General features: G+C 44.2%; 22 protein-coding genes and 1 pseudogene. 13 read left to right on the plus strand and 10 right to left on the minus strand.

What is annotated here, in order from left to right; all coding sequences use genetic code 11:
• Positions 1-239 precede the first annotated feature (239 nt).
• Positions 240-599 (minus strand): phage holin family protein, encoded by a 360-nt coding sequence (locus QUB44_RS26615; protein ID WP_242716428.1) that lies wholly within the window; start codon positions 597-599, stop codon positions 240-242.
• 224 nt (positions 600-823) lie between these two features.
• On the opposite strand from QUB44_RS26615, the gene mrdA reads away from it, so the two are divergent.
• Positions 824-2,638 carry a penicillin-binding protein 2 gene (mrdA, locus tag QUB44_RS26620; RefSeq protein WP_333372234.1) on the plus strand — a complete coding sequence of 605 codons (1,815 nt, stop codon included), beginning with the start codon at positions 824-826 and terminating at the stop codon, positions 2,636-2,638.
• 96 nt (positions 2,639-2,734) lie between these two features.
• Here the strand turns inward: mrdA and QUB44_RS26625 are convergent, their stop codons facing one another.
• Both QUB44_RS26625 and QUB44_RS26630 read right to left on the minus strand, forming a co-directional pair.
• The gene (locus tag QUB44_RS26625; RefSeq protein ID WP_333372236.1) at positions 2,735-2,899 is read right to left on the minus strand and encodes a hypothetical protein; all 165 of its coding nucleotides are present in this window, start codon (positions 2,897-2,899) and stop codon (positions 2,735-2,737) included.
• Between the two features lie 198 nt (positions 2,900-3,097).
• Positions 3,098-3,598 (minus strand): pentapeptide repeat-containing protein, encoded by a 501-nt coding sequence (locus QUB44_RS26630; RefSeq protein WP_333372238.1) that lies wholly within the window; start codon positions 3,596-3,598, stop codon positions 3,098-3,100.
• Positions 3,599-3,969: 371 nt separating this feature from the next.
• Here QUB44_RS26630 and QUB44_RS26635 point away from each other — a divergent pair.
• From QUB44_RS26635 to QUB44_RS26650, 4 genes and pseudogenes are all read left to right on the plus strand, one after another.
• Positions 3,970-4,272 (plus strand): annotated as a pseudogene (locus QUB44_RS26635) (pentapeptide repeat-containing protein); the annotation flags it as partial.
• 53 nt (positions 4,273-4,325) lie between these two features.
• The gene (locus QUB44_RS26640) at positions 4,326-4,907 is read left to right on the plus strand and encodes a pentapeptide repeat-containing protein (RefSeq protein WP_333372241.1); all 582 of its coding nucleotides are present in this window, start codon (positions 4,326-4,328) and stop codon (positions 4,905-4,907) included.
• A gap of 241 nt (positions 4,908-5,148) precedes the next feature.
• Positions 5,149-5,637: a pentapeptide repeat-containing protein gene (locus tag QUB44_RS26645; RefSeq protein ID WP_333372243.1), complete on the plus strand. Its 489-nt coding sequence runs from the start codon at positions 5,149-5,151 to the stop codon at positions 5,635-5,637.
• A gap of 67 nt (positions 5,638-5,704) precedes the next feature.
• Positions 5,705-6,223: a pentapeptide repeat-containing protein gene (locus QUB44_RS26650; RefSeq protein ID WP_333372245.1), complete on the plus strand. Its 519-nt coding sequence runs from the start codon at positions 5,705-5,707 to the stop codon at positions 6,221-6,223.
• 84 nt (positions 6,224-6,307) lie between these two features.
• Here the strand turns inward: QUB44_RS26650 and QUB44_RS26655 are convergent, their stop codons facing one another.
• Positions 6,308-11,416, minus strand: coding sequence for a DNA/RNA non-specific endonuclease (locus QUB44_RS26655; protein WP_333372247.1), 5,109 nt, complete (start codon positions 11,414-11,416; stop codon positions 6,308-6,310).
• A 64-nt stretch (positions 11,417-11,480) separates the two neighbouring features.
• On the opposite strand from QUB44_RS26655, the gene QUB44_RS26660 reads away from it, so the two are divergent.
• Positions 11,481-11,603, plus strand: a complete 123-nt coding sequence (locus QUB44_RS26660; RefSeq protein WP_263053614.1) for a hypothetical protein — start codon at positions 11,481-11,483, stop codon at positions 11,601-11,603.
• Positions 11,604-11,651: 48 nt separating this feature from the next.
• On the opposite strand, the gene QUB44_RS26665 is transcribed toward QUB44_RS26660, so the two are convergent.
• The 3 genes from QUB44_RS26665 to QUB44_RS26675 form a co-directional block, all read right to left on the minus strand.
• Positions 11,652-11,903 (minus strand): hypothetical protein, encoded by a 252-nt coding sequence (locus QUB44_RS26665; RefSeq protein WP_333372250.1) that lies wholly within the window; start codon positions 11,901-11,903, stop codon positions 11,652-11,654.
• A 358-nt stretch (positions 11,904-12,261) separates the two neighbouring features.
• Positions 12,262-12,624, minus strand: a complete 363-nt coding sequence (locus QUB44_RS26670; protein ID WP_333372252.1) for a hypothetical protein — start codon at positions 12,622-12,624, stop codon at positions 12,262-12,264.
• Between the two features lie 182 nt (positions 12,625-12,806).
• On the minus strand, positions 12,807-13,838 hold the full coding sequence (locus QUB44_RS26675; RefSeq protein ID WP_333372254.1) for a hypothetical protein: 1,032 nt from the start codon (positions 13,836-13,838) through the stop codon (positions 12,807-12,809).
• Positions 13,839-13,940: 102 nt separating this feature from the next.
• Between QUB44_RS26675 and QUB44_RS26680 the strand changes: the two genes are divergently transcribed.
• A complete protein-coding gene (locus QUB44_RS26680) occupies positions 13,941-14,876 on the plus strand; it encodes a metallophosphoesterase (RefSeq protein WP_333372256.1) in 936 nt (311 codons plus the stop codon).
• A 27-nt stretch (positions 14,877-14,903) separates the two neighbouring features.
• Positions 14,904-15,386, plus strand: coding sequence for a PD-(D/E)XK nuclease superfamily protein (locus tag QUB44_RS26685; RefSeq protein WP_333372258.1), 483 nt, complete (start codon positions 14,904-14,906; stop codon positions 15,384-15,386).
• Positions 15,387-15,474: 88 nt separating this feature from the next.
• Here QUB44_RS26685 and QUB44_RS26690 read toward each other — a convergent pair whose 3' ends face one another.
• Positions 15,475-16,350 (minus strand): DNA adenine methylase, encoded by an 876-nt coding sequence (locus QUB44_RS26690; protein WP_333372260.1) that lies wholly within the window; start codon positions 16,348-16,350, stop codon positions 15,475-15,477.
• A gap of 274 nt (positions 16,351-16,624) precedes the next feature.
• On the opposite strand from QUB44_RS26690, the gene QUB44_RS26695 reads away from it, so the two are divergent.
• The 3 genes from QUB44_RS26695 to QUB44_RS26705 all read left to right on the plus strand — a co-directional run bounded on the left by QUB44_RS26695 (position 16,625) and on the right by QUB44_RS26705 (position 18,415).
• Complete coding sequence (locus QUB44_RS26695; RefSeq protein WP_333083642.1) at positions 16,625-16,828, plus strand: DUF751 family protein; 204 nt, start codon at positions 16,625-16,627, stop codon at positions 16,826-16,828.
• A gap of 343 nt (positions 16,829-17,171) precedes the next feature.
• Complete coding sequence (locus QUB44_RS26700; protein WP_333139606.1) at positions 17,172-17,564, plus strand: PadR family transcriptional regulator; 393 nt, start codon at positions 17,172-17,174, stop codon at positions 17,562-17,564.
• A gap of 317 nt (positions 17,565-17,881) precedes the next feature.
• Positions 17,882-18,415 carry a cofactor assembly of complex C subunit B gene (locus tag QUB44_RS26705; RefSeq protein ID WP_333162659.1) on the plus strand — a complete coding sequence of 178 codons (534 nt, stop codon included), beginning with the start codon at positions 17,882-17,884 and terminating at the stop codon, positions 18,413-18,415.
• A 325-nt stretch (positions 18,416-18,740) separates the two neighbouring features.
• Here the strand turns inward: QUB44_RS26705 and QUB44_RS26710 are convergent, their stop codons facing one another.
• Positions 18,741-19,064, minus strand: coding sequence for a DUF3155 domain-containing protein (locus tag QUB44_RS26710; protein ID WP_015176770.1), 324 nt, complete (start codon positions 19,062-19,064; stop codon positions 18,741-18,743).
• Between the two features lie 395 nt (positions 19,065-19,459).
• On the opposite strand from QUB44_RS26710, the gene QUB44_RS26715 reads away from it, so the two are divergent.
• Entirely contained in the window at positions 19,460-20,845 is a 1,386-nt protein-coding gene (locus tag QUB44_RS26715; RefSeq protein WP_333162655.1) for a GAF domain-containing sensor histidine kinase, read from the plus strand.
• A 28-nt stretch (positions 20,846-20,873) separates the two neighbouring features.
• Entirely contained in the window at positions 20,874-21,566 is a 693-nt protein-coding gene (locus tag QUB44_RS26720) for a hypothetical protein (RefSeq protein WP_333372262.1), read from the plus strand.
• 558 nt (positions 21,567-22,124) lie between these two features.
• Here QUB44_RS26720 and QUB44_RS26730 read toward each other — a convergent pair.
• On the minus strand, positions 22,125-22,685 hold a 561-nt coding region (locus tag QUB44_RS26730; RefSeq protein WP_333372264.1), incomplete at its 5' end, for a transposase.

The raw sequence follows: 22,685 nt of genomic DNA on the forward strand, positions 1-22,685 counted from the left end.
AACCGATGTAACGGATTGAAGGAAGTTCGGCAACGGATTGTTTAACGGATGTAACCGATGTAACGGATTGAAGGAAGTTCGGCAACGGATTGTTTAACGGATGTAACCGATGTAACGGATTGAAGGAAGAAGGGAGAAGAAATATTCGGCGAGAGAAATCGCTTGTAGAGAAACGAAACGCGCAAGGTAAGGGTGGAGAATATCGGGCGATTTCAATCGCCCTTGATCAGGGGAAGTTGCTAAATCAGTGCGCCGTTGATAAAGCTGCTAACTACAGCCAAGGCGATCGCCCCCAGTACCGCGCTCCAAAGGCCCATCCGCAAACTAAATCCTTCAACTAACTTCGCAGCCGAGGCAAAAATAATCACGTTCATTACAAAAGCAAACAGGCCCGAAAGCAACCCCAGCGTCAGTAGGTTCGGCACGAAAAAAACTGCTTTCAGAATTGGCAAAATTAAAACATTCAACATTCCCAAAGCCGCAGCCGAAATTACTGCTTTCGGTGTGCTGTCAATTTCTACGCCGATCGGCAGTTGAGAAATCAGTAGCAAGCTGCTACCCGTCACCAGCCAAGCAATCAAAAAATCGATCGGTTCCACAGCGCCCTTACCTCCTTAACAGTTGAATTGTCAGAAAAACCTGATATTTAACATACACCTTATATACCTTAATCAAAAAAAACCGCTGATTCGTCTGCCAATCGGCAGAATTTATGTCTGTGACTAAAGAGTTAGAAGTTATAATCCCTGTAATCATCTGCCAAATCATCCGGATGGGAACCGTATCAACCTGTTAGTTGAATAAAAAGAGCAGATTAATTAATATGGCTGGCGATTTTTCTTTTAACTCTAAAATCCGATTCGACAAAAATGGCTTGGACAATGCTTCACGGCAACGCAGCAGATCGCTCCAAGTTATGATTTTTATGCTGCTCGTCACTACCTTGATGACGCTACCAATATTTCGTCTAGCCGAACTGCAACTGGTACAGGGAGCCTACAACCGACAACGGGCGGAAAATAACCGCATTCGCCCTGTTTCAGTCCCAGCGACTCGGGGTCAAATTTTAGACCGCAACGGCAAAATTTTTGCGGCCAGCCGCGTATCTCGATCGGTCTATGTGTGGCCAAAAGAGCGATCGGCCAAGGAGTGGCAAGAGATCGCCGCTACACTGGGCCCGATCGTCAAACTTCCCGCGGCCGAAATTATCAAAAAAATCGATGGAGTTGGCTACAGATCAGCCCTGCCAGTGCGAATTAGTAAGGATATCGATGTCGGTACTTTCGTCGCTTTGGGAGAACAAGCTAATACTTTGCGGGGAGTTGAAATTCGCGTAGAATCGAGCCGAGACAATCCCAACCAGCAATTAGCAGCTCACCTTTTGGGATACGTCGGCGAAGCTACTTTAGAGGAATTAAAAGCTAATCCTGCATATCCGATGGGGATGATCGTCGGTCAAATGGGAGTTGAAAAATTAGCCAATTCAACTTTAGAGGGCGTTTGGGGAAACCGTTTAATTGAGGTAAATGCTAAGGGCGAAGAAATCCAAGATTTAGGTGTAAAAGATCCTATTCCCGGCAAATCGGTGCAGCTAACTTTAGATTTAGATATGCAGAAAACTGCGGAAAAAGCTTTGGGCGATCGCCTGGGTGCAGTTGTGGCGATCGACGTAAAAACCGGAGCTCTTTTAACAATGGCTAGTTGGCCGACATTTGACCCCAATATTTTCACCCGCAAGGTGACTCAAACAGAATGGGATCGGCTGCAAGGGCCAGAAAAACCGTTTTTAAATCGAGCCGTTCAAGGTTATCCAGTCGGTAGCACTTTTAAAATTGTCACTGCTATAGCGGGGATGGAGTCGGGCAAGTTTTCTCCTGACTCGACTTTGGGCACTTCTTCTTCAATTACGATCGGCGGAATTTCTTTTAACGAACACAGCGGCGGTTACGGCGTTATCGGTTTCCGCGATGCTTTAGCCTACAGCAGCAATACCTTTTTCTATCAAGTAGGTATGGCTGCAGGCCCAGAACAAATGGCAAAAGCGGCTAAAGCGATGGGCATTGGCGGTACTATTAATTTAGACCTTTTGGGGTTGGAATCCGCCAATCACGGTCAAGTTCCGGTACCAGCAGAGAAACAGAAAATGTATGGTGAAGATTGGTACGTTGGCGATACAGTAACAATGGCGATCGGTCAAGGTTTGGTACTTTGTACTCCCTTAGAATTGGCTGTGATGGTGTCAACGGTTGCTAATGGCGGTTATCGAGTTCAGCCGCATTTATTGGCTTCTCAAACCAACACTCCTATTACCAAAAAAGTTCCCACAGGTATTAAGCCTGCAACTTTGAATGTTGTTCGCCAGGGATTGATTGACGTGGTGAAAAAAGGTACTGGGAAACGCATGAATGATGGTACTATTCCTTTAAGTGCTGGTAAGACTGGGACGGTGGAAATGCCCGGTCATCCTGACAATTCTATGTTTGTGGGTTTTGCTCCTGCTGACAAACCGGAAGTTGCGATCGCAGTTATAGTTGAAGGCGGCGGATTTGGTTCTGTATCGGCGGCACCAATTGCTCAAGAGGTATTCCGAACCTATTTTCAAAAGCAGGGTTTTAAACCTACTAATAAGCCTCTCTAGTCATTAGTTAATTGTTAACTGTTGGCTGTTTACTGTTAACATTTTGTCCCATTCTTCGATCGCACTATTCTTGATATCTTGGGAAAGTGCGATCGATCAAAAGTTTTCCCCTACCAATCGTCTCACTTCCACGGTTGATAAATTCATCATTTGCCCTACCTGTTCTAGACTCATTCCAGAATTTAAGAGTTGAGTTACGAGCGATCGTAAAGCTGACTCCGCTGCCAGTCGTCCCAGGTTTTCTTCCTTGTAAGTCTTCAAAGGGATAAAAGGCGGTAAAAGGGCGATCGGCTAATATTGCTCTTTAGTAAATGCAGTATTAATGAAGATGAAGATTAGTTCAATTTTATTAAAAGTCAAGAGCCTGGTAGGCCTAGCAAGTTTTCCCGCCTACGTTGTTTGATTTAATAATATAAAGAAAGTTCACTTGGAGCCGCTGTAACAGCGGCTCCAAGTGAATTAATAGACACAAATACCTAGAGGTTGGCACCCATCATTCCTCTCACTGCCATCGGGCATAATAGTGTGGCAGAAAATACATTCTTGTTCCAGCCAGTATTCGATGTCTACACCGGAAGCACCGAACAAATTAGAGCGATAGAAGTTGGTCTTCTCCACCAGGGTTTCATCCAACTCGGCACGTACTAAACAAGCATGAGTCAAGTCAGCTCGATCGAGGATCGATTGAGCGAGGGTAGCTCCATCCAAGCGGGTATGTTGCAGGATGGCGTTCTCCAGAGACACTTCAGCCAATTCGGCTCCAATCAGGTAACTTCGAGAAAAGTCAGTTCCAATCATCGAACCCTGCAGAACAGCCCCGGAAAAATTGGCATCGCTCAAGATTGCTCCTTCGAGATATGAGAACGCAATAACACGAATTCCAGCAAAGTTTCGCTCCCCAGCAGCATAACGTTCGAGCAATTCAGAGGCACTTATTTCAGTAAATAGCGATCCTTTCATAGGTCGTCTTCTCCTAAATCTCCATTACTCAAGAATAAGGTAAACTATTAGTCCGATGTTGACACTTGATAGGCTCTGGAAAGACACCGGATTCTTGCTTCTGTGGCACTTATCTATACAGAAGTTCCCCTCAACCGCCCATAAAATCAAGGTAGCAGGTGGAGGGTGATATCAAATCCGGTTAAATGCACATAGTTCAGTAGGGGCAAACCCCCCGTGGTTGTTCCCTCGGTACTGTGGTTAATCTTTCCGGGTTTGATATGAGGAATAGTTAAAGGAACTGTAATGTGTTGAATATTTAGATAGGTCCCTACCTATTTCATAATAGTTCTGCTAAAATTAACTAATATTTTATATGAAAAAAAACCGTGGTGGACGAAAAAGAGTCAACGAGAATCTACGACCTGCAAGAATTACGGAGACGGTATATAGCTGGAGAGAGAAATTTTTCGGGTTTCGATCTAAAAAATTTTCATCTTTCCGAGTTTTTCCTGGTTGATATCAACCTGAGCGGTGCTAATCTGGAAGACGCTAGTTTGGGGGGGGCTAATTTAATTAATTCTAACTTGAGCCATGCTAACTTAGAAAGAGTATGGCTAAATTCAGCCTTACTGATTAAAGCTAACTTGAGCAATGCCAATCTCAGAAATGCTAAATTGGTTAATGTTGACTTGACTGGTGCCGACTTAACAGGTGCCGACTTAACAGGTGCCGACTTGACGGTGCTGTGCTGATTTACACTAATTTGACTGATGCCTATTTGACGGATATTAAAACAACAGAGCAAACTATTTTTCATCAAGTGACTATGCCTGACGGCAGGATTCAAAACGATTTAAACAGAACGTTGTCTGCTGAAGAATTGCTCCGGCGCTATGGCGAGGGCGAGCGAAATTTTCAGGATAAAATATTGCATCGTGTAGATTTGAGCGGTGCTGACTTGCGTGATATTGACCTGAGTCGTTCTCGCTTAAGCTATGTCAACTTTAGTTGTGCTTGTTTGGAAAATGTTGGCTTGGGATTCGCTATATTTTCTGATTTCAGAAATGCTCGATTTAGTCGGGATGAAGATTGGTTGGGTGTGTGGTTTTTTTATTGCGATTTGAGAAATGCTAATTTAGCAGGAGTTGACATGAGTTATTCTCAATTCATAAGAAGCAACTTCCTGGGAGCTAAAAATTGTCTTTCTGGTGGTATTCAAGGAGACTTATTCTTTTACCAGACTACTTGGAGCGATGGAGAATTTATCCCGGGTCCAATCAATGCTACTGAATACTGGCGTGGTGAGATTAGGGAGGGTGAATTTTAAATTTGAAGAAGTAGTCACAGGCTTTACATCTATTTCAAAAAACAGGACTTACGCAGAGCATTGAGGAAACTGTTGTAACGTTTTGAATGAACATTTAGGTATCTCCCTAACCTATTTCATATCCTCGATTTGGTTAACAATCAGTTGCCATGTTTGCCAATTTCTCCCGTATTTTTATATAAATAAAACTTAAAACTGACAGTGCTATTATGAAAGTATAAACAACTTGAATAAGAAAGCTATGGACGTTGAAGAACTATATAGACGTTACGCTGCGGGAGAGAGGAATTTCCCTGGAGTTGATTTAAGTCATGCTGATTTAAACGTTGCTAACGTGACATACATGGAAGACCTCCAACCAGGTCAGAATGAGTTGAGTGGTATCAATCTCAGCGGTGCTAACTTGACTAGAGCAGATTTGAGTTATGTTAATCTCAGCGGTGCTAACTTGAGCAGTGCTAACCTAGAGTTTGCTACCCTATCGCTGACTATATTGACTGGTGCCAATTTGAGGGATGCTATCCTAGATTACGCTCAACTCTTAGGCGACCTAATTGATGTTGACTTGAGAGAAGCCAGTCTATTTTGTACGCTATTGATTTGTACTGACCTGACCAGAGCTAACTTGATGGGGGCAACATTTCAAGTCAGTCCAAAGGGGCGTTTGATTTTTAGTGATACCATCATGCCAGATGGAACTATTAATAATGAAGATGAAAATTATGAGTAACCTAAATTATTTGTGTAATAGCCTGTAGTGCTATTATGAAATTATAAACAGCTTGAATAAGAAAGCTATGGACGTTGAAGAACTATATAGGCGTTATGCTGCGGGAGAGAGAGATTTCCCTGGAGTTGATTTAAGTCATGCTGATTTAAACATTGCTAAAGTGATATACATCGAATACCTCCAACCAGGCCAGAATGATTTAAGCGGTATCAATCTCAGCGATGCGAACTTGACTAGAGCCGATTTGAGTTGTGTTAATCTCAGCGGTGCTAACCTAAGTAGTGCGAACCTAGACTCTGCCACCCTTGAATGTACGATATTAACTGGTGCCAATTTGAGGAAAGCCATTTTAGATTATGCCGAACTGGTATGCGATCTAATTGATGTTGACTTGAGAGAAGCTAGTATATTTTGTACGCGATTAGTTGGTACTGACCTAACTAGAGCTAACTTGATGGGAGCAACATTTCAAGTCCATACAGAAGAAGATGGTTTAATTTTTTGCGATACTATCATGCCGGATGGCACTATTAATAATGAAAATTATCCATCAAAAAATAAGTATAGCACCCGCCAACGCGGTTAGAATCTAAACTAGAATTAGTCCTTTTTGCTGGTTCTAAATTTTATTAAAAGTCAAGAGCCTAGTAAGCCAAGTCAGCTTACCAGGCTACTTTGTTTTATGTCTAGACCATCGCCCTTGAGATTCGATTATTTCCTCTATCTCGTCGGGAATATTTGAGAAAAAGTCAAGGTCAGTCAACTCCTCGATTTCGTTAACAGTCAGCTTCCATGTTTGCCAATTTCTCCAAGCTGCTTTGTTTTGTATGTCTGGAAGATTTAACCCCAATAAAGCATTGAATGGGTGAGGAGCTGGTAACGCAAAATCTGCATTATTATCCACTGTGCCATTTCGATTAGTTGGTGCATGATCGGGTTCAACCTCGTTGGGTGTCAAAATGCCGTAAGTTGCAGCGTTAGCAATTGTGACATTAGCAGGAGTCAGTCCTGGTTGCTCTAAGTCCAGCACAACCTTCCAAGTCCAACCAGGAATATTGATTCCTTTACTTATAAGGATTTGGGGATCTGTTAATCTGTTAGGTCTCGAGTAATGACTGTAACGCTGTGGAGTCGGATTGCTGCCATAACCTCCAGCAACAACATAAAGCTCTTTTGGAGTCCCAGTAATTGGATCGATCTGAGTAATCTCTTTAAGAAAACCGTCGAAACTTGTCCATGCTGGACTATCTGGGATGTCTCCTCGGAAATCATCGTTATTATCAAAATGTTGTGGAACTACATTTGTCAACAGAAAAGTGGCTATGTTGTCTTTTTCGCTATTGGTTCGGTGAGACGAAGGTAGCAGATGCCCCTTTGAGTAATCACTGCTACGATAGTCCCTATTTACAATCCGACCCCAGCTTTCAGGAATACTTTCATCTTCAATAAATTCGCCCCCCGAACGAGGAGTTGCATCCAGCCACTTTTGATTCATTTGCCAACTTACCCATTTAGGAGTTTTACTGCTGTCATCATAAGCAGTGGCAAACTGTGCTTTCTCTAGCAGATAGTTGTTTTTATCTGCAACATCAAGGTCGGTTGTATTCCTGGCATCCGAAGGGTTGCCAAACAACAAATGTTGGCTTTTGAAGAAGGCATTGTCTAAATAAACTTTACCCCCGCCAACAACTTCAAACTTGAGGGTTGCTACTTTACCGCGCAAATTGTCAGGCACTTCAAATTGGAAAGTCTCAAACCCTTTAATTCCATAATCAATCTTTTGGGTGTCTGCTAAATAAGCACCTGGTGTACGATTTGCTCGCGTCAAGTTGATGGATGATGAAACGCCTAAAGGACTTCCATCTGCTGCTGATAAAGTAACCAAAACACTTCTGCCTCGTTTCAGTTCTGCTTCGGGAACATGGAGGTCAAAGCGTAAATTTCCCCACTCAGGCACGACAAAACGGTTGTGCGTAATACTTTTACCTGATTCTAGCTTCAAAGCATAATTTGGTTGAGTGCGATCCACTCCTATCCTATCCAATTCTGCGTGCAAAGCCGGAGCATCAGTTGCAGATAGCTGATTCACATCAACGAGATTGCTTGTAGACACGCTCGGTGACGTTTCGCCATTATGAAAAGACCAGCCAGGAATCGCATCAGAAAAAATAGTCCGATTACCACCCTGCGGATTAAAAACAGCATCAAAATTGCCGTTAAAAAGAGTTGGAACCGCAAAATCCCCACGCATTCTGGCATCATAAGTATTGTCAAAATCTACCGGTATGCGCTCTACAGATGTCTGCGGTCGAAACTCCGAACCGCCACCCAAAACCGAATAAAACCACCCCGTACCAATTCCCTCCCAAGGAGCAGCATCAACACCATGTTCAAAACTGTGTTCAGGCGTATACCAAGGTGTAACCCGAGCAGAACTGTTGGCAATATCGCTAAATGAAAAGTCCTTATCGAACAAAGGTTCGCGATACCCATCGCCGCGTCGGCGGAAAAGAGGATTAGCATCTAAGTTTTCATCGAACGGGAAGTTAGTTGGAAACAAATCTGATGTCCCCCCATACCAACTCAAAACACGTCCGTGTACAGCTCCTCTTCCAGCAATACCAACAGTAGGATCGGTTTCCTTGGTAAACCCAGCACGACTGTTATTATAGTCTGGGTTATTTTTATTAGTTCCCAGAAAAACCGACAAATCCGGTTCTCCTAACAGCGGAGCAGTAGCATCGGGATTTTCTGACCTCCAACCTTCTCGTGGCAACTTAAGTCCGGGGGCTGTTTTGTTATCCTCAGTAGACGGAAGATTCGGAATATCCCGACCCGCAGGAGAAACCGTACCTCCTGATAAATCCGGTACTGTCTGATAGTAATTATCCGCAAAAGTGACATTTTCCCAAACCTGAACCTTCGGTTCGCGGAAATCGCCGAAATTATCTGTCACCACATTTAGCCCCGGTTGGTCGAAATCGTGGGGGTCTAAAGTTGTCATCTGAAGGTCGCGAATATCAGAGTTTTCTTTTCCACCCGCTTCAGGAAAATGAGTCCCCAAACGCTGAATAATTTCGCTGTTAACAACTGTTCCCCGACTGAAACCAACAAAATGCAGCGGTGAATTGAAAATTGCTCCTTGTTTTGCCGTGCTGTTTTCATCGATAAACAGTTGGTCTAACTGCACGAGAGAAGTAAAGAAAGCATCTGCCACTGCTTCGCTAAAACCTGAATCAGGAGCTGCCGATTCATTATTATTCGACCAGTCATTCAGCAGCACTAACGGTTGATTGTTGTCAAGGTATGGAGCTATATAACTCTCCAACTTGGTGAGATAGTCGGCGTCATTTTCTGGATTCTCACCTGCTGGGAAATCTGGCGCAACCGCTCCATATTTGGTGACAGGAACCCAATAACCAGTAGCGAGGTCGTACCTCATCATCAAACCGTTGTCCTCAGCACCTGCATTGGCAATACTATTGCCCAGTTGGTAAAACTCTGAAGGAATTCCAGGGTTATCAAAAAACGGAGCACTAAAGGGAGGCTTGAAGCCATGAGTCAGCACAGTTACGCTGGGGAAGACATCATTACCATCATCGGGATCGGTCAATATTGGCGTCCAAAAATCGCCAAACTCAATGTTCCGGCTGCCATTTTTATTCCAAGCTTCAACGGCCCAGTTGTACTCCTGACCCGCTGTCAAAGTGAGGTTGTCAGGTAGCGTGAAGCTGGTATTTGTACCTTCAATAAATGTTTGCCCGCCATCCAAAGTCCACTTGCCAATGCCGTCATCACCTCTTTGCCAAGTTGCAGTTAGAATTCGGTTGGGGTTGAAGTCGTTCTCTTGGCTGCGGTAAAAAGAAGTATTCCAAGGTTTTGTCAATAAGTCCAACTGTTCTGGTTTGCTCAATCCTTGATTAAACAGAAATTCATTGCCATTCGGGTCTGGTAAATCGACAACTTCATCCCACGGTAGCAGTCCTTCACCTTCATCGAATACGCTGAGGAACAGGTTAACTTCTTCTACATTTTCACTCGGCAATTCGTCAAATTCCCATTCAAAAGTAGGAGCCAGGTCATTTGAACTATCCCCTGGCCCAGTCAAATCCAACCAATCCAGCGGTGTCGCCGCCAAACCGCGAGAGTTAGTCGCAGCAACGGGAGCTCGCTTGCTACCAGGCGGCACGCCGTAAGTATACTGGTTGTTCGCATCAGTCAGAATCTGGAAGTCAGCAGCAACACTAACCGCTGGGTTAATATTATCGATGGGTACTGTGGAAAGGTCAGCAACCGTAGCATTTCGTGCTGTAGTGCTGTCGAACAAAGGCAGCCCGACACCCCGACCTTTAGCATCAATTTGAAATTGAGCGGGGTTTGTCACTGTTTTGACAAATTCCTCCACATCAAAAACATAAACTTTGCCGCCAGCACCGCTTAAATTCGGATAGGAAGCGTAAAGGAATTTGCTATCACTTGAAAGCGCTAAGTCGGTAGCGAATCCATCTGGAATTGGTCTAGTTCCCGCCATTAATTGCGGATTTGTTAGCGGGTCTTTAATAATGCCGATGTTGCTGCCGGCTCGCGGGTCTCCATCTACGCTGGGTAGTTCTTGACCGAAGAATTTCGTGTCGGAATTGCGGCCGACAACAAAGGCATAACTGGCATCCGGCAGTACCGTTACCGCGACTCCCTCATTTACATCAAAGTAATCGCTAGCAAAACCCAGCCCTAAACTTGCATATCGGGTGGTAGCAGCAAAACTCACCGGGTCATTATTAGTAATGTCCAATACCCCAAATCCGTTGCTATCTTTGCCGCTGTTCGTAAAGGTCATGGCTAAGGGATTGATGGTGCTTGCTATTCCTTCTACTCCTTCATCGGCTGTGATACTTCCGATTAATTGATTCCACTTTTTGGGGTTCTGGCTGGGGTCGCTGGGTCGGTCTTTGGGGTCGATGTTAACAGCGTAAATCTTGCTGTTCGCGCCGTTTGGTGCGGTAACAAATAGCTTTTTGCCGTCGCTGCTAAGGGCGATTTGTCGCAAACCGCTTGGGGCTGTGCCGACTGGGATGGTTTGGGTGACTTGGTGATAGGTTGGTGAAAATGGGTTGATGTCGAGAACGTAGATGGAGTTGCTGCCGATTTTTCCGTCTGCGATGTAGGCGTATTGGTCGCGGGGGTCTATGACTATCGATCGAGGTTCTGCACCGCTGGGCAAATTTATCGGGTTAATACCAGCGGTATTCGGCTGAGTGTCTACCTGTTGCCTGGTCATCGGATCGACTAAAGCAATGCGCCCAGAACGATCCATCGCTACATAAGCACGGTTGCCGTCACTTGTTACAGTTAGTTCTCGCGGTCGATCGAGTATATCATCCGTGCCTACAGAAACGCTGGCAATCGACAAGTCGCTGCTATTAGTAGCTGTGACGACTGATTCGGGATTTGCACCGTTAATAATTGCGATTTTATCTGTTGTCCACTGCGCGCCAAAGATGTATTCTGTATTGTTTTCTATTCGGTAAGGACTGCTATCGTATTTAACTTCTTTGGCTGGTTCTGAGGGATTTGGGCTAACTTTTTCGTTTTGCTTGCGGCTGATGACGATGCGGGATTCACCTAACGGTACGGTGTTGGGAACTTGAACGGCGATTTCAAATTGATTGTTTGCCAATTTACGACTTTTGTCTGTCAAAACTGTTGCTTCATAAGCTTGTTTGCCAACTACAAATTTGACGTTTAAGTCGCTGAATCGGCTGCCTAACGGGTCGCTCAAGTTATCTACTAATACATTAGTACCCGTGATGAAGAGAACGGGTTGATTGTTGGGAAAAGATTGATTGTTGCTGTCTGTAAACTTAAGTTCGGCACTTTGGATGATGGGAGGTGCTTTGGGATTAGAAGCTGTTGGTGCGAGTTGGGATGCGCGTCTTTCGCCGATTAAAGCATCTTTGTCTGAGTAGTCGAGATCCCTTTCGCCTATAATTTCCCCAGTCAGAGCATCCAGTTCGCTATTTTTTGCGGGGGGGGGTAAAATCTGTGTTGGGGAAGCTCTGACTCAAACTGAGGGAGTTGGAAAAGCTGGCGATGTCTTCAGCGCTATTGTTCTCAGCGGCCCGAAGTGGAGCGAGTGTTGGTTCTGAGATGTTGCTGGCGTAAGCTTGACTATTGAGTAAGTTTTTGGTCTCAATCTCGAATTCTGGGGCGAGGAGATTCTGAAACGGATCTTGAGAGTTAAAAGGTGAATCTTTAAAAGGTTTCATGTTTAATTTCCGTAGATGCGAGTGAGCTGTTTGCTTGTGATAGTTTCAAACTAACTAATTGATGCGCTTCACCCTTCATTCAAGAAGAATGTGTGGATTCGGACTTAATCAAGTTTTTAGTGCGTGATTTTTATTGAGCTGCCAAGCTTTTATTAAGAATAATGTTCCCGTATTTTCGGCAGCAAGTCAATCAGGGGAATTACTGATATTTTCCGTTGGGTACTGTAAAACTGGCAGTGTCCGCAACAACTTAATAGCAGAGCATATGTGAAGGTTGCTGCGCTAGTTAGTTTGTTTGACTGATAAATTGTGATTTAATTGTTAAAATTTTACAGATTCTTTATCAAAGTAATGTACGTTACTCAGCAAAAATACTTAGATTGTTGTAGGCTCGCATTTCAAGCCTACTTAAATTTACTGACTGGAAATTACGGAACAACGGGAGCATATCTGTTTGGCTTTTATAGTGCGAGATATTCAATAGTTCGCACTGTAAAAAAATGCTTTTTGCAAAAATGAAATGCTCCCTGTTGTTCCCTTGTTCATAATAAATGAAAGAATTAGCTGACACGTAAACATCAGAACGTTCTTGAAAGTAAAGCTTGACAGCTTCAACGCTGTAAGTCATGTAATCGCGCGTGATGTCGCTTTCAGCTATCGGCTCTCCGTCGCTGCTGGGATATTCAATTTCTACTTGTTCGACTTGAGTTAAAATTGTCATTTTTCAATTTTCCTCAAACTTAATTAATTTAATGCCAGCATTCTGTAGGAGTTGGGAAAAGTTCGATATTCCTCAAAAAAATAAACAGCGGTAAGGTGTGCACTGCACACCTACATAATTAGGTGCTGCGTCCTGGACTTTAAGGCTGGTAAGATGGTGTACAGATACAGACTCTTTAAATTCTAATTAATCCCTCTATCTAAAATAATCATTTCCGAACCAACAACCGGACTTCTAGCTATTAACTTGCCTTCCATATTCGCAATTTCTAACTTGCTGAAATCGAGTGAGTTAGCCTCCTTCCACATCTTCGTTGCTAGTTGATTTTGCTCAACTTCGCTGAGTTTGTACCAATCTTCAGCGACTTTTACTATCAAAATGCTGCTGGGAAAATTAGCTTGAACAGACTCAACTAAACCGCCGCCCAGCCGATTCTTAATGTCAGTAACTTGATTTTGAATCCCAGCAATCAGTGACTGTTCGGGTGTCAGCGGTGGCGGTGGGATAATTTCTACTGGTTGCGGTTTTTCCGGCGCCACTAAATCGGGCAACTTGCTTTTGAATTTAGCAGAGATTGGCTCAGACGGTACGATCGCCTCTGGTGATTTCGCCGTTCCCGATGCCAGAAAATCATCAAAGGTTGGCGGCGACTGCTGCGCTGCTGGGAGAGGCACTTTTGCTACTTTCTCCGGCGGTTTTGCCGAGAAACTGTTGAGAGTTAAACCGACTGCAACGATCAGAGTTGCTGCTATGGCGGCGTTTAAAATTGGATCGGACAGCTTCTGGTTCGTAGATGGTGGCAGTAGCGATTGCACTAGCCGCAAAATACTTTGCCAAAGTACACCGACGTTCTGTAAAAAGCTCCCTTCCCTGCCTTGGGATACAGGCTTTTTATCAACTTTTACAGCAACTTTTGGTCGCACGCTGTTAACTTCCGCAGCGACAGCGGGAGGAGTTACTGTTGCTGAGTCAGAAGCGATGGGCGCGATCGGCTTTTCTTGCTGCAACGAGGGTTCGGCTGGTACTTTTTTGCCTTTTTTTCCCAAATTCCCAATCGATGCCATCAAAGTTTTGATTCTCTGATTTTTGGGAACCGCGCTGCTGGCATTTTGAGTTTTGCTGCCAGTGGGGGCAGACTTTGCAGCCGAATCAACCTCCGGTGTCGGAGATTGAGATGGTTCTGGAGTTGACTGGTTTAGTTGTTCTTCTGACATTTTCTCTGCCTTGGGGCGTTGCAAATATATCTAAACGAGATAAATTTTAGTTGAGTCATCTCAACCTTAATTTATCATTTAATTAGTTGTAACCGAACCAAAATGAGAATCAAACGTCGTCACTTTCTAATTTTAGGCAGTCTCAGCAGCTTAGGTTTTGCCGCAGTCTCGAAAATTATTCAGCTTCGGACTTCCTCCGGTAGAGACACCACTGCTGCTGTGCCTTCTAATGTTGAGGCAGAAAGGGCGATCGTCCCTTTGCCGGCCTCACCGCCTATTTTACGCTTTATTTCGGTAGCCGACACCGGTACCGGCGCAGAAGGTCAGTATGCTGTGGCTGAGGCGATGGCGCAATATCACCGGGAAAACCCTTTTAATGTTGCTGTTCTCGCCGGCGACAATATCTACAATAACGGCGAAATTGAAAAAATTAATGCTGTTTTCGAGCGGCCTTATCAGCCATTATTACAGCAAGATGTAAAATTTTATGCTTGTCTGGGAAATCACGATATCCGCACTGCTAACGGCGATCCGCAAGTTAAATATGCGGGTTTTAATATGCAAGGTCGCTACTATACTTTTCGGCGCGATCCCGTACAGTTTTTTGCTTTAGATACCAATCACAATGCGGATTGGAAAAATCAGCTTGTTTGGCTGGAAAAAGAGTTGAGTCAGAGCACCGCACCTTGGAAAGTTGTGTTCGGTCACCACCCGATTTATTCCTCTGGCGTCTACGGATCGAATCAATCTTTTATTAAGACTTTCGCGCCTTTGTTTCAAAAGTACGGCGTGCAGCTTTATATCAACGGACACGAGCATAGTTACGAACGCACTCGCTCGATTAACGGTACGACTTATTTAATTTGCGGTGCCGGCGCGGGAACTCGTGCGGTGCGGCGTTCTGAGTGGACGGAGTATTCTGCTAGCCGCCTGAGTTTTGCGACGTTTGATGTCTATGAAGACCGGATGTTTGTCAGTTCTATCGGTACTGACAAACAGGTTTTTGATAGGGGAGTGCTCAAAGTGCGATCGGCTTAATTCAAATTATATTCAGGAGGCAACAAAATGAATAGGGGTTTTAGAGCCAATAAAACTGGTTTTGTTTTAGAAACAACTGTAGAAGGTACGTTGAGAGGCCACGGATATCTCGAAATATGTCCCCAGTTGCCGAAAAAGCGCAAGCGAGAATGGCTCTTAAGCTCTACTGAAAATCCCAAGCGATATGCTAAACAGGTTTATATCGGGTCTAGCATTTATGAAAGTGAAATAAATGTCGATTTTTATATTGTTGATTCCGGTTTGTTTCATCGGGGTCTAATTGTTGAGTGCAAGTGGCAAGAAGACAAAGGTTCAGTAGACGAGAAGTATCCTTACCTAAATTTAAATATTAAAAATTGTTATCGGGTTCCTACTATTGTTATAGTGGGTGGTGACGGTATGAGGCAAGGTTCGATCGACTGGTTTAAAAAACAAATTCCTGACAATCAAAATCTGTTGGCAGTTCACAAACTCGAAGGTTTCATTACCTGGGCTAACAAATATCTGTAACAGGAATCCCGCAAGTTTGCTGCGTGTGGGGCAACCACCGCTTGCTCCTACAAAATATGCTTAATTATAGACTTTGATTAAGTAAGATTTAAAATGAACGTATTAATAATTCCTTGATTTTTCCACGCTTAAAACTATTAGAATTAATTCCCCTAGATGCTGATATTTCAAGGATTTTTGGCAGAGATTTATTTGGGAAAAGTTGAGTATCGCTGTAGATTTTTTCGATAAAATCGCAGTTGGAATTAGACAGCATAACTTTCACGCCCCGTTCTGCAAGTTCGGCAAAAATATCTCTCAGTTTAAGCTGTTCCGATTCTTTGAAATTATCCCGGCTGTAAGTCGTGAAGTTACTGGTGGCACTGATTGGATAATAAGGCGGGTCAAAATAAACAAAGTCTTCGCTGCTGGTAGCAAAATCCAAAATTTCATCGAATTTTCTGACTTCAATTTGAGCGGGAGCGAGTAAAGATGAGACCGATCGCAGTAAATCTGCTTGACAAATGTTAGGATTTTTGTATCGACCTATGGGAACATTAAATTCACCTTTTGAGTTTTCTCTGTAGAGGCCGTTGTAACAAGTTTTATTTAAGTAAATCAGGCGTGCTGCTTTTTCTGTATCTTTTTTGTAGGAGCGCGATCGCACCGAGTAATAATAATCTTTATTGTCCTTGGTATGTTCTAACTGATGCTCCTCTAAAAGTAGAATCAGTTCCTCAACTTTATCCCTGACACAGCGATAAGCATTAATCAACTCAGGATTAATATCTGTTAAAACAGCTTGCAAACCAGGGTGCTGCTGTGCTAAGTAAAAAAATACAGCTCCGCCACCCAAAAAAGGCTCGTAATAAGTTGTGAACTTTTCAGGAAAATAAGGTTGATATTGTCCAATCAACCTAGTTTTGCCTCCTGCCCATTTCAGAAACGGACGTGGCAAGACGAAAGAAGGTGCGGCAGCAGACATTTATCTAGAAATAACGGCCCTATAATATTTATCACAACTAGAACTCAATAGACATACTTCTGAAGTTCTTACCGGAGGTCGCGTGGCATTAAACAGACAGTGCCGCAGCGATCGGCGAAAAGTTTTCGTTAGAATTATATATGTCAGCCTGGCCGGCAAAAATGCCCGATCGCCCGATCGGCAGATTTAGCTCCGGCTGTGCCAAAATTGTCTAACTCGCTCACAAGTGTTACCAGCCAAAGATTTTGCTGTGACACTTTACCCCACCAAGCTCATGCAAGATTTTATTAATAACGTCTCTCGCTACCCGCGCTTTTTCATTACGATATGTCTGGGAATTTTCTTTTTCCTGTTCGAGCGACTCAAACCCCTGCTCGATCGACCGACAAGTGCGATCGCCCTGATTAGTTCGATTGTAGCGACTTTTGTCTTTCTAACTTTTACACTGCGGGCTATGTTAGGCCTGAGTTCGGTTTAAAGCCAAGCTAGAACGCAAACATCAACGGCAAATTCAGTTACAACACTAACTCCCAAAGTAACTGCCAACTCTTGCAGGCGATCGCACACTTGACAATAGTCGCTGCGATAGATTGGAAGAGGAAAAAAATTGCGCTAGTTACGCCAGTGCTCCTTAACCAAGGGGCAGGCAAACATTACCGAAGTGCAGGACAAGCGTTTGGGGCTATCAACATTGACTGGGGAAATACTGCACCTCTGTTTCCCCCGTGTCCCACTTAATCATTAGGAAGCGGCACACCCCGCCCCGCTTTCCTCTCCCGTTAACCTGACGGTATCACGAGAGTTTCCAGCGGACAAGACAGATGAAGTTTGAACATATCTATCAATTTTTTCAAGACCCCCCTCCTGTTTATCTAAACAAGGAACTAGCGGTGTGTTACATTCTCTCCGTGTTATTGCGCGGAGATTCCTACGGTACAGAACTGATTGGCCAACTAGAGAGGGAATTCCCCATCTACCGACTTTCTGATACCGTTCTCTACAGCGCTCTGAAATTCCTTGAAGATGAAGCCGTAATCACCGGTTACTGGAAAAAAGTAGAAGGACGAGGCCGCCCCCGCCGGATGTATCAAATCCTCCCTGAGTGGCGGCACCAAGCTCAAGACCTCGCTCGTCTCTGGCACGAGTATATTGGTCAGGGAAACGGCGCGTCAGAGCGTCGATCCCGCGCCTTAGAAACTGGTCAGACGGGTTAACCGAGTTGGAATCGGATGCCTAAACCCTGGAGATGCTGGCGCTACTTGCAAAGCGATTTGCCTTCCTTGCCTTCGCTTTGCTCGATCGCCGCACAGCGATTCAAGCATCTACACTGCGTCAGGACTTACGCATTGTCACTTGAGAATTAGCAACGATGGGGAGATATGGAAATTGGGTGATGGAGAGCAAAACGCCTTGCAGAAGAAGCTTTCTGCGAATCTTGGTAAAAAAGTGTCTGCGTAGGTCCTCGATCGCTTTCGTATGTCAAGTTCTGTAAAGTAATAGTAGATCATTTCAATTACACAAACTTCTACCGATGGATACTGCTGTTCTTCCTTCTACCTTTGTGCTAACGCTACTGCTGGCTGTTGGCTTGTTTTTCTTCATCAAGGCTTCAGTCAAAGATCGAATCGAACAAGTCAAGCTGGCTTCCGAGAGCGCCCAAGAGTCACTGTTAACCGAGTTACAACAGTATTTTGCCCAGAGAGCTTACCGAGTTGCAGCCATCGATGCCCCCAACTATAAAGTCACGTTTGAGGGTTTTGTCAGGCCGAGTTGGTTTCTGGCTATTTTTCTAACCCTGCTGAGTGCAGGTGGCACTCTGTGCTTGGGGCTGGTTTTGGGAATGCTAGTTCCTCAGCAGGGTCAAATTTTCCTAGCTTTGGTACTGCTGTCCCCGCTGGCGGGGGTATTTTACTGGAAAAAAGCTGGACGCTCTGAGCAAGTCTCCCTCAAACTCGAATCAGTTGCTGAGTCGGGAAGCCATACCAAGAGCTTTGTTACTGTCAGAGCTCACCGTGATGAACTAGCAGCCATGCAAAAAGCTTTAGATTTGAAACCGATAGATTAAAAGTTTGACGCGGAACGTTTTTTGATATGCTAGATGCCGTAGTTAGACTTCTAGCTGACAAACCGATGACTCAAGAGCGGCTCTCTCGTTGGCTCTTTTTTGATTGACAAAACAGTCAAAAAAAACCATTATCCTGAAAGTGCCAATTGTGGCGATCGCCCTTGGGCTGCGATCACGCCTGTTGCGATGGCTCCTTATACCCTAATTTCTAAGGACTTTTCGCATAAATTTCAGTTGGCACTCTCCAGACAATGAGAACTCTCGCGCTTTGGTTAAAAGACTTAGAAAAACATTGCTGTCAATGTTTTGAGCTAAACATTTTGAGCTATGCGCGGCCCGCTGACACCACAGGAATTTTTTCTGTGGTAGCTTCCAGCATCACCTTTAAGCTGGGAAACAAGAAATGGTTCTCTTCTACGTATTGGGCTCCAAATAAACCTTTTTCAGCCCAGAAGTATCTGTCAGTGGTATGCTCGTTACGCTTGACTAACAGCAAAGCTGGGGGAGCAATGCCTTCTGCATGGATGAACTTGCGAGCCGCTGTTACGGGTTTATCTTCGCCGCTCTCGATGCTATATTGAGGCACACACTCTAAAATTCTGCGTCCTTCTTGTCGGCGGCGACTCTTGCGTTTGCGTCTCCTGGCCAATTTCTTTACCTCCTCTGTGAGCAGACAGTATGAGCAGACAGGTTGTAATGATAGCTACCAAATCCGAGGCCAGTATATCCGTTCTAGCTCCAAAAATCAACTGTTTTTAATATATCGACATAATCTTAACATTCGTGCCGATCGACAAAAGTGTAGCGGTTGTGGTATGGTTGGCCGCAAGTTCCGGCAAGAGCCAAGCTTGGGGATCGGTGGAAGCTGCGCCGACGGCGATGCGGGGCAATTTTGGTTCATGAAAGCCCCATGCCTTTAACCTAGCTGCCTTCTATCAAAGGGAATAAATCAGAAATCGAGAAGTCTCTCATCAGTAATCGGTCGCCAATCATTTGTAATTTACTTAGAATTCCGTTAGATATCTTAATGTGGCGCTCATGTTAATGCCAGCCAGTTCAGAATTTGTCAAACTTTGCCGCTCGCAGGTAGCCATCGCCGTTAGTTTGGGAGCGAAATTCAGCGCGGTATACCTGACACAAGAGTTGGTAGAAGGCAGCGAAGCAAAGTTGGTGCCGATCGCAGTTTACCCAGAAACCTCAGCCGAATCGGAAGAAAATCAGGGGTTGAGGTTCCAATCTTCCGAAAGCTCGACAGTAAAACCGGTACCGCGACTGCTGGCGCCGCCTGTTGAGGTGGAAGAATCAACGGTAGGGGCGATCGCTCCCGAACCGCTTCCGGGTAATGAGCGCAGTTCCCATCAGTGCCAAGGCCCGGAGAATGTGTGGCAGCAACGCAGGCAAATTGTGACGCCTCTGATACACGAGGGAGCTGTAATGGGACTCCTAGTCAGCGGTCGGCAAGACAGGCCTTGGAACGAGCCAGAAGAGGCTCAAATACAACAAATTGCTCGCACCTTAGCCCTAGCCTGCATTTTAGACCAGCGATCGCAGTGGATGCAGCAGGAATTGGGTACGAGTCGGCAAATCCAGGCTCAGGTTTACGACACGATGCACAATTTGCTGCATCAGTTCAAAAGTCCGCTGACAGCGTTGCGAACTTTTGGCAAGCTGTTAGCGCGGCGGCTGGTACCGGAAGACAAAAACCGCAATGTGGCTTTTAGTATTGTCCGAGAGAGCGATCGGCTGCAAGAGTTGCTCGGCCAGTTCGATCGAACTGTTGACACCGGCGAAGCACATATAAAACTGCCATCGCGCACTTCAGAAAAAGCAATGTCCAATGTGGAATCAATCCGGCATTCTCCTCTGTCGCTGTCACCTGCGGTCAATTTGGAGGAATCCTGTTTTGTTACAGAAGTCTTAAAACCGCTGTTAACTTCCGCTGAGGCGATCGCATCTGAAAGGAATCTGAAATTGGTAGCCGACATGGAGGCGGATTTGCCACCAGTCTGGGCCAACGATCGAGCTTTGCGCGAAGTTTTGAGCAATTTAATTGACAATGCTTTGAAATATACCCCTGCCGGCCGCCAAATTTATATTAAAGTAAGGTACAAAGCAGCGGATGGCGATCGGGCAGGATACAGCCAATTGCCTGCCATAGCAGTTGCCGTCAGCGACACAGGTTCCGGCATTCCTCCCCAGGATTTAGAGCATTTATTTGAGCGGCACTACCGGGGAGAAAAAGCGCAGACAGAAATTCCGGGTACAGGATTGGGTTTGGCGATCGCCCGCGATTTAGTCCGCCAAATGCAAGGAGAAATAGAAGTATTTTCCCCAGTCAATCCTGAATGGCTACCCTTTGCAGAAACTAATTTATTATATCCAACGGATCGTGGCACTACCTTTGTGGTTTGGCTACCAGTGAATAATTAACGAACTCTATTGCTTAGAGACATTTTTTATGAAGCATCTGCCTTTATTCGATAACATTCCCAAGTTATCAAATTCTTTAAAAGTTTTCAAGAAACACTTTTTGGGTGTACCCCTTTTAGCTTTTTTTAACATTCTGACTATTGTGATTTTGGGCGGGCTGAGCGTATATGCCAAATTTAACAACAAGGGACGCGGAGTTGAACGCCTATTTAGCGATCCTTTTAATTTCTGGCTCCCTTATGAAGGAATTCTCACCGGACTTTCCGAAGTTATCGGGTGTCTCCCAGTCGCAATTTGTGCATTTACTTTCGGAGTGTTGCGCCAAAAAGATCCGGGTAGTAGAGCGACGATATTCTTATTTTTTAGTGCTTTACTCCTGGGAGTTTTTTACCTGGATGACAGGTTTCGGATGACTTTGATTATGTCTCGGTTGGGAATATCTAAGAAATTAATTTATTTGTGTTATGGTAGTGCAGTTTTCCTTTACGGAGTTAAGTTTTGGCGATACATCAAAACTACTCCTTACCTGCCATTAGTTGCAGCATTCATCTTGTTTGCTATCTCGCGGTTGGAGGATATTGTAAACACTCCAAATCAAGGACTACACGCGATTTTAGAAGATGGCACTAAATTATTAGGTCTAGTGAATTTAGCCCTGTATTTTTGGTACGTCTGTCATCATGAAGTTTGGCGGCATTTCCAGCAAAGCGAAAAGCGTTGATCGCCTCGATGGTATTACTACAAAAAAAGCCGTTGCTTAATTAGGGTATCACTAAGCAACGCAGGCGATCGCATAAAGCCCAAATAATTTCTTTGATTGTGATATGGCATGGGAAGATTAGCAAATTTTAGATAGTAAATTAATAATCGAAGAGAATGTCTGATCAACTTGTTGTCTGATTTATAATAACAAAAAGTTTTTCGTTTCAAACGAGCTATCAGGATGTATTAATCTTGTATTTTCGCGCTCAACTCTTGTCCTATATATACAGCATATTCCATGTAGATTTAGATCGCGATCAACCGGGTTTCGAGCAACAGAATCAGTAATGATGCGAGAACTCTAAAGAAACCCGGTTTCTGGGGTGCACTTCATAAACATGGAATACGCTGTATATGGAATATGCTGTATTTTTACAACACAGTTGGTAACGGGAGAATCTCAGTTATGCAATAAATAGAAATACTTAGGCAAAGGCAAGATTAAGATAAGAGCAGCGATGCTTGAGAACTTGAGAGATATTGTTGCGGTTCCATTGAGCAATACTTCGGACAGTTTTTAAGCAACGAGAGTACCATAAGATAGGACGGAGGGAAGGTTAGGATGATTTAAAATTAAGTTAGGGTCTAAATCTAACTTGTTAATAAAGGTGTAAAGTAGATGTCTATTGAATTCCCGGCGTTTATAAGAGGCCATTGAAAACACGAAGGGAGCCGGAGAAAAGTGACAATTATAGGCTTCATATTTGGCTACATTTAAAGCAATTAAACTGGCATTAAAATGAAAATCAAGCCGTTGACTACTGCGACATTGAGAATCCGATAAACCCGTAAATTGTTTGGCATCATGAAAAATAAACTCAATCTGAAAACGAGCCTGATAATACTCAAGTATTTGCTGGGCTGGAAGATTAATATCGGTACTAAACAATAAAATATTTTTGATTTTACCGTTGGGTTGAAGTTCAGACAGACAGGCTAAACGTATTTTACATTTTAAACAACAACTCCATACTACTAATGAATAAAGCTTGACTCCCGGCTTAACTTCTTTGATAAAAGTTAATGTTTTCAAATTACTGCAGTCAACCTTACCATCATATTTGCGAGGAGCGCCCCG

This window comes from Microcoleus sp. AT3-D2, from assembly GCF_036705715.1.
In the GTDB taxonomy this organism is placed as follows: domain Bacteria; phylum Cyanobacteriota; class Cyanobacteriia; order Cyanobacteriales; family Microcoleaceae; genus Microcoleus.

Bases quoted from the DNA above. Each gene is read 5' to 3' on its own strand.
- QUB44_RS26715 (WP_333162655.1), top strand. From the start codon at position 19,460: ATGCCAGCCAGTTCAGAATTTGTCAAACTTTGCCGCTCGCAGGTAGCC.
- QUB44_RS26650 (WP_333372245.1), top strand. From the start codon at position 5,705: ATGGACGTTGAAGAACTATATAGGCGTTATGCTGCGGGAGAGAGAGAT.
- mrdA (WP_333372234.1), top strand. From the start codon at position 824: ATGGCTGGCGATTTTTCTTTTAACTCTAAAATCCGATTCGACAAAAAT.
- QUB44_RS26645 (WP_333372243.1), top strand. From the start codon at position 5,149: ATGGACGTTGAAGAACTATATAGACGTTACGCTGCGGGAGAGAGGAAT.
- QUB44_RS26685 (WP_333372258.1), top strand. From the start codon at position 14,904: ATGAATAGGGGTTTTAGAGCCAATAAAACTGGTTTTGTTTTAGAAACA.
- QUB44_RS26675 (WP_333372254.1), bottom strand. From the start codon at position 13,838: ATGTCAGAAGAACAACTAAACCAGTCAACTCCAGAACCATCTCAATCT.
- QUB44_RS26630 (WP_333372238.1), bottom strand. From the start codon at position 3,598: ATGAAAGGATCGCTATTTACTGAAATAAGTGCCTCTGAATTGCTCGAA.
- QUB44_RS26695 (WP_333083642.1), top strand. From the start codon at position 16,625: ATGCAAGATTTTATTAATAACGTCTCTCGCTACCCGCGCTTTTTCATT.
- QUB44_RS26665 (WP_333372250.1), bottom strand. From the start codon at position 11,903: ATGAAACCTTTTAAAGATTCACCTTTTAACTCTCAAGATCCGTTTCAG.
- QUB44_RS26705 (WP_333162659.1), top strand. From the start codon at position 17,882: ATGGATACTGCTGTTCTTCCTTCTACCTTTGTGCTAACGCTACTGCTG.
- QUB44_RS26720 (WP_333372262.1), top strand. From the start codon at position 20,874: ATGAAGCATCTGCCTTTATTCGATAACATTCCCAAGTTATCAAATTCT.
- QUB44_RS26690 (WP_333372260.1), bottom strand. From the start codon at position 16,350: ATGTCTGCTGCCGCACCTTCTTTCGTCTTGCCACGTCCGTTTCTGAAA.
- QUB44_RS26680 (WP_333372256.1), top strand. From the start codon at position 13,941: ATGAGAATCAAACGTCGTCACTTTCTAATTTTAGGCAGTCTCAGCAGC.
- QUB44_RS26670 (WP_333372252.1), bottom strand. From the start codon at position 12,624: ATGACAATTTTAACTCAAGTCGAACAAGTAGAAATTGAATATCCCAGC.
- QUB44_RS26700 (WP_333139606.1), top strand. From the start codon at position 17,172: ATGAAGTTTGAACATATCTATCAATTTTTTCAAGACCCCCCTCCTGTT.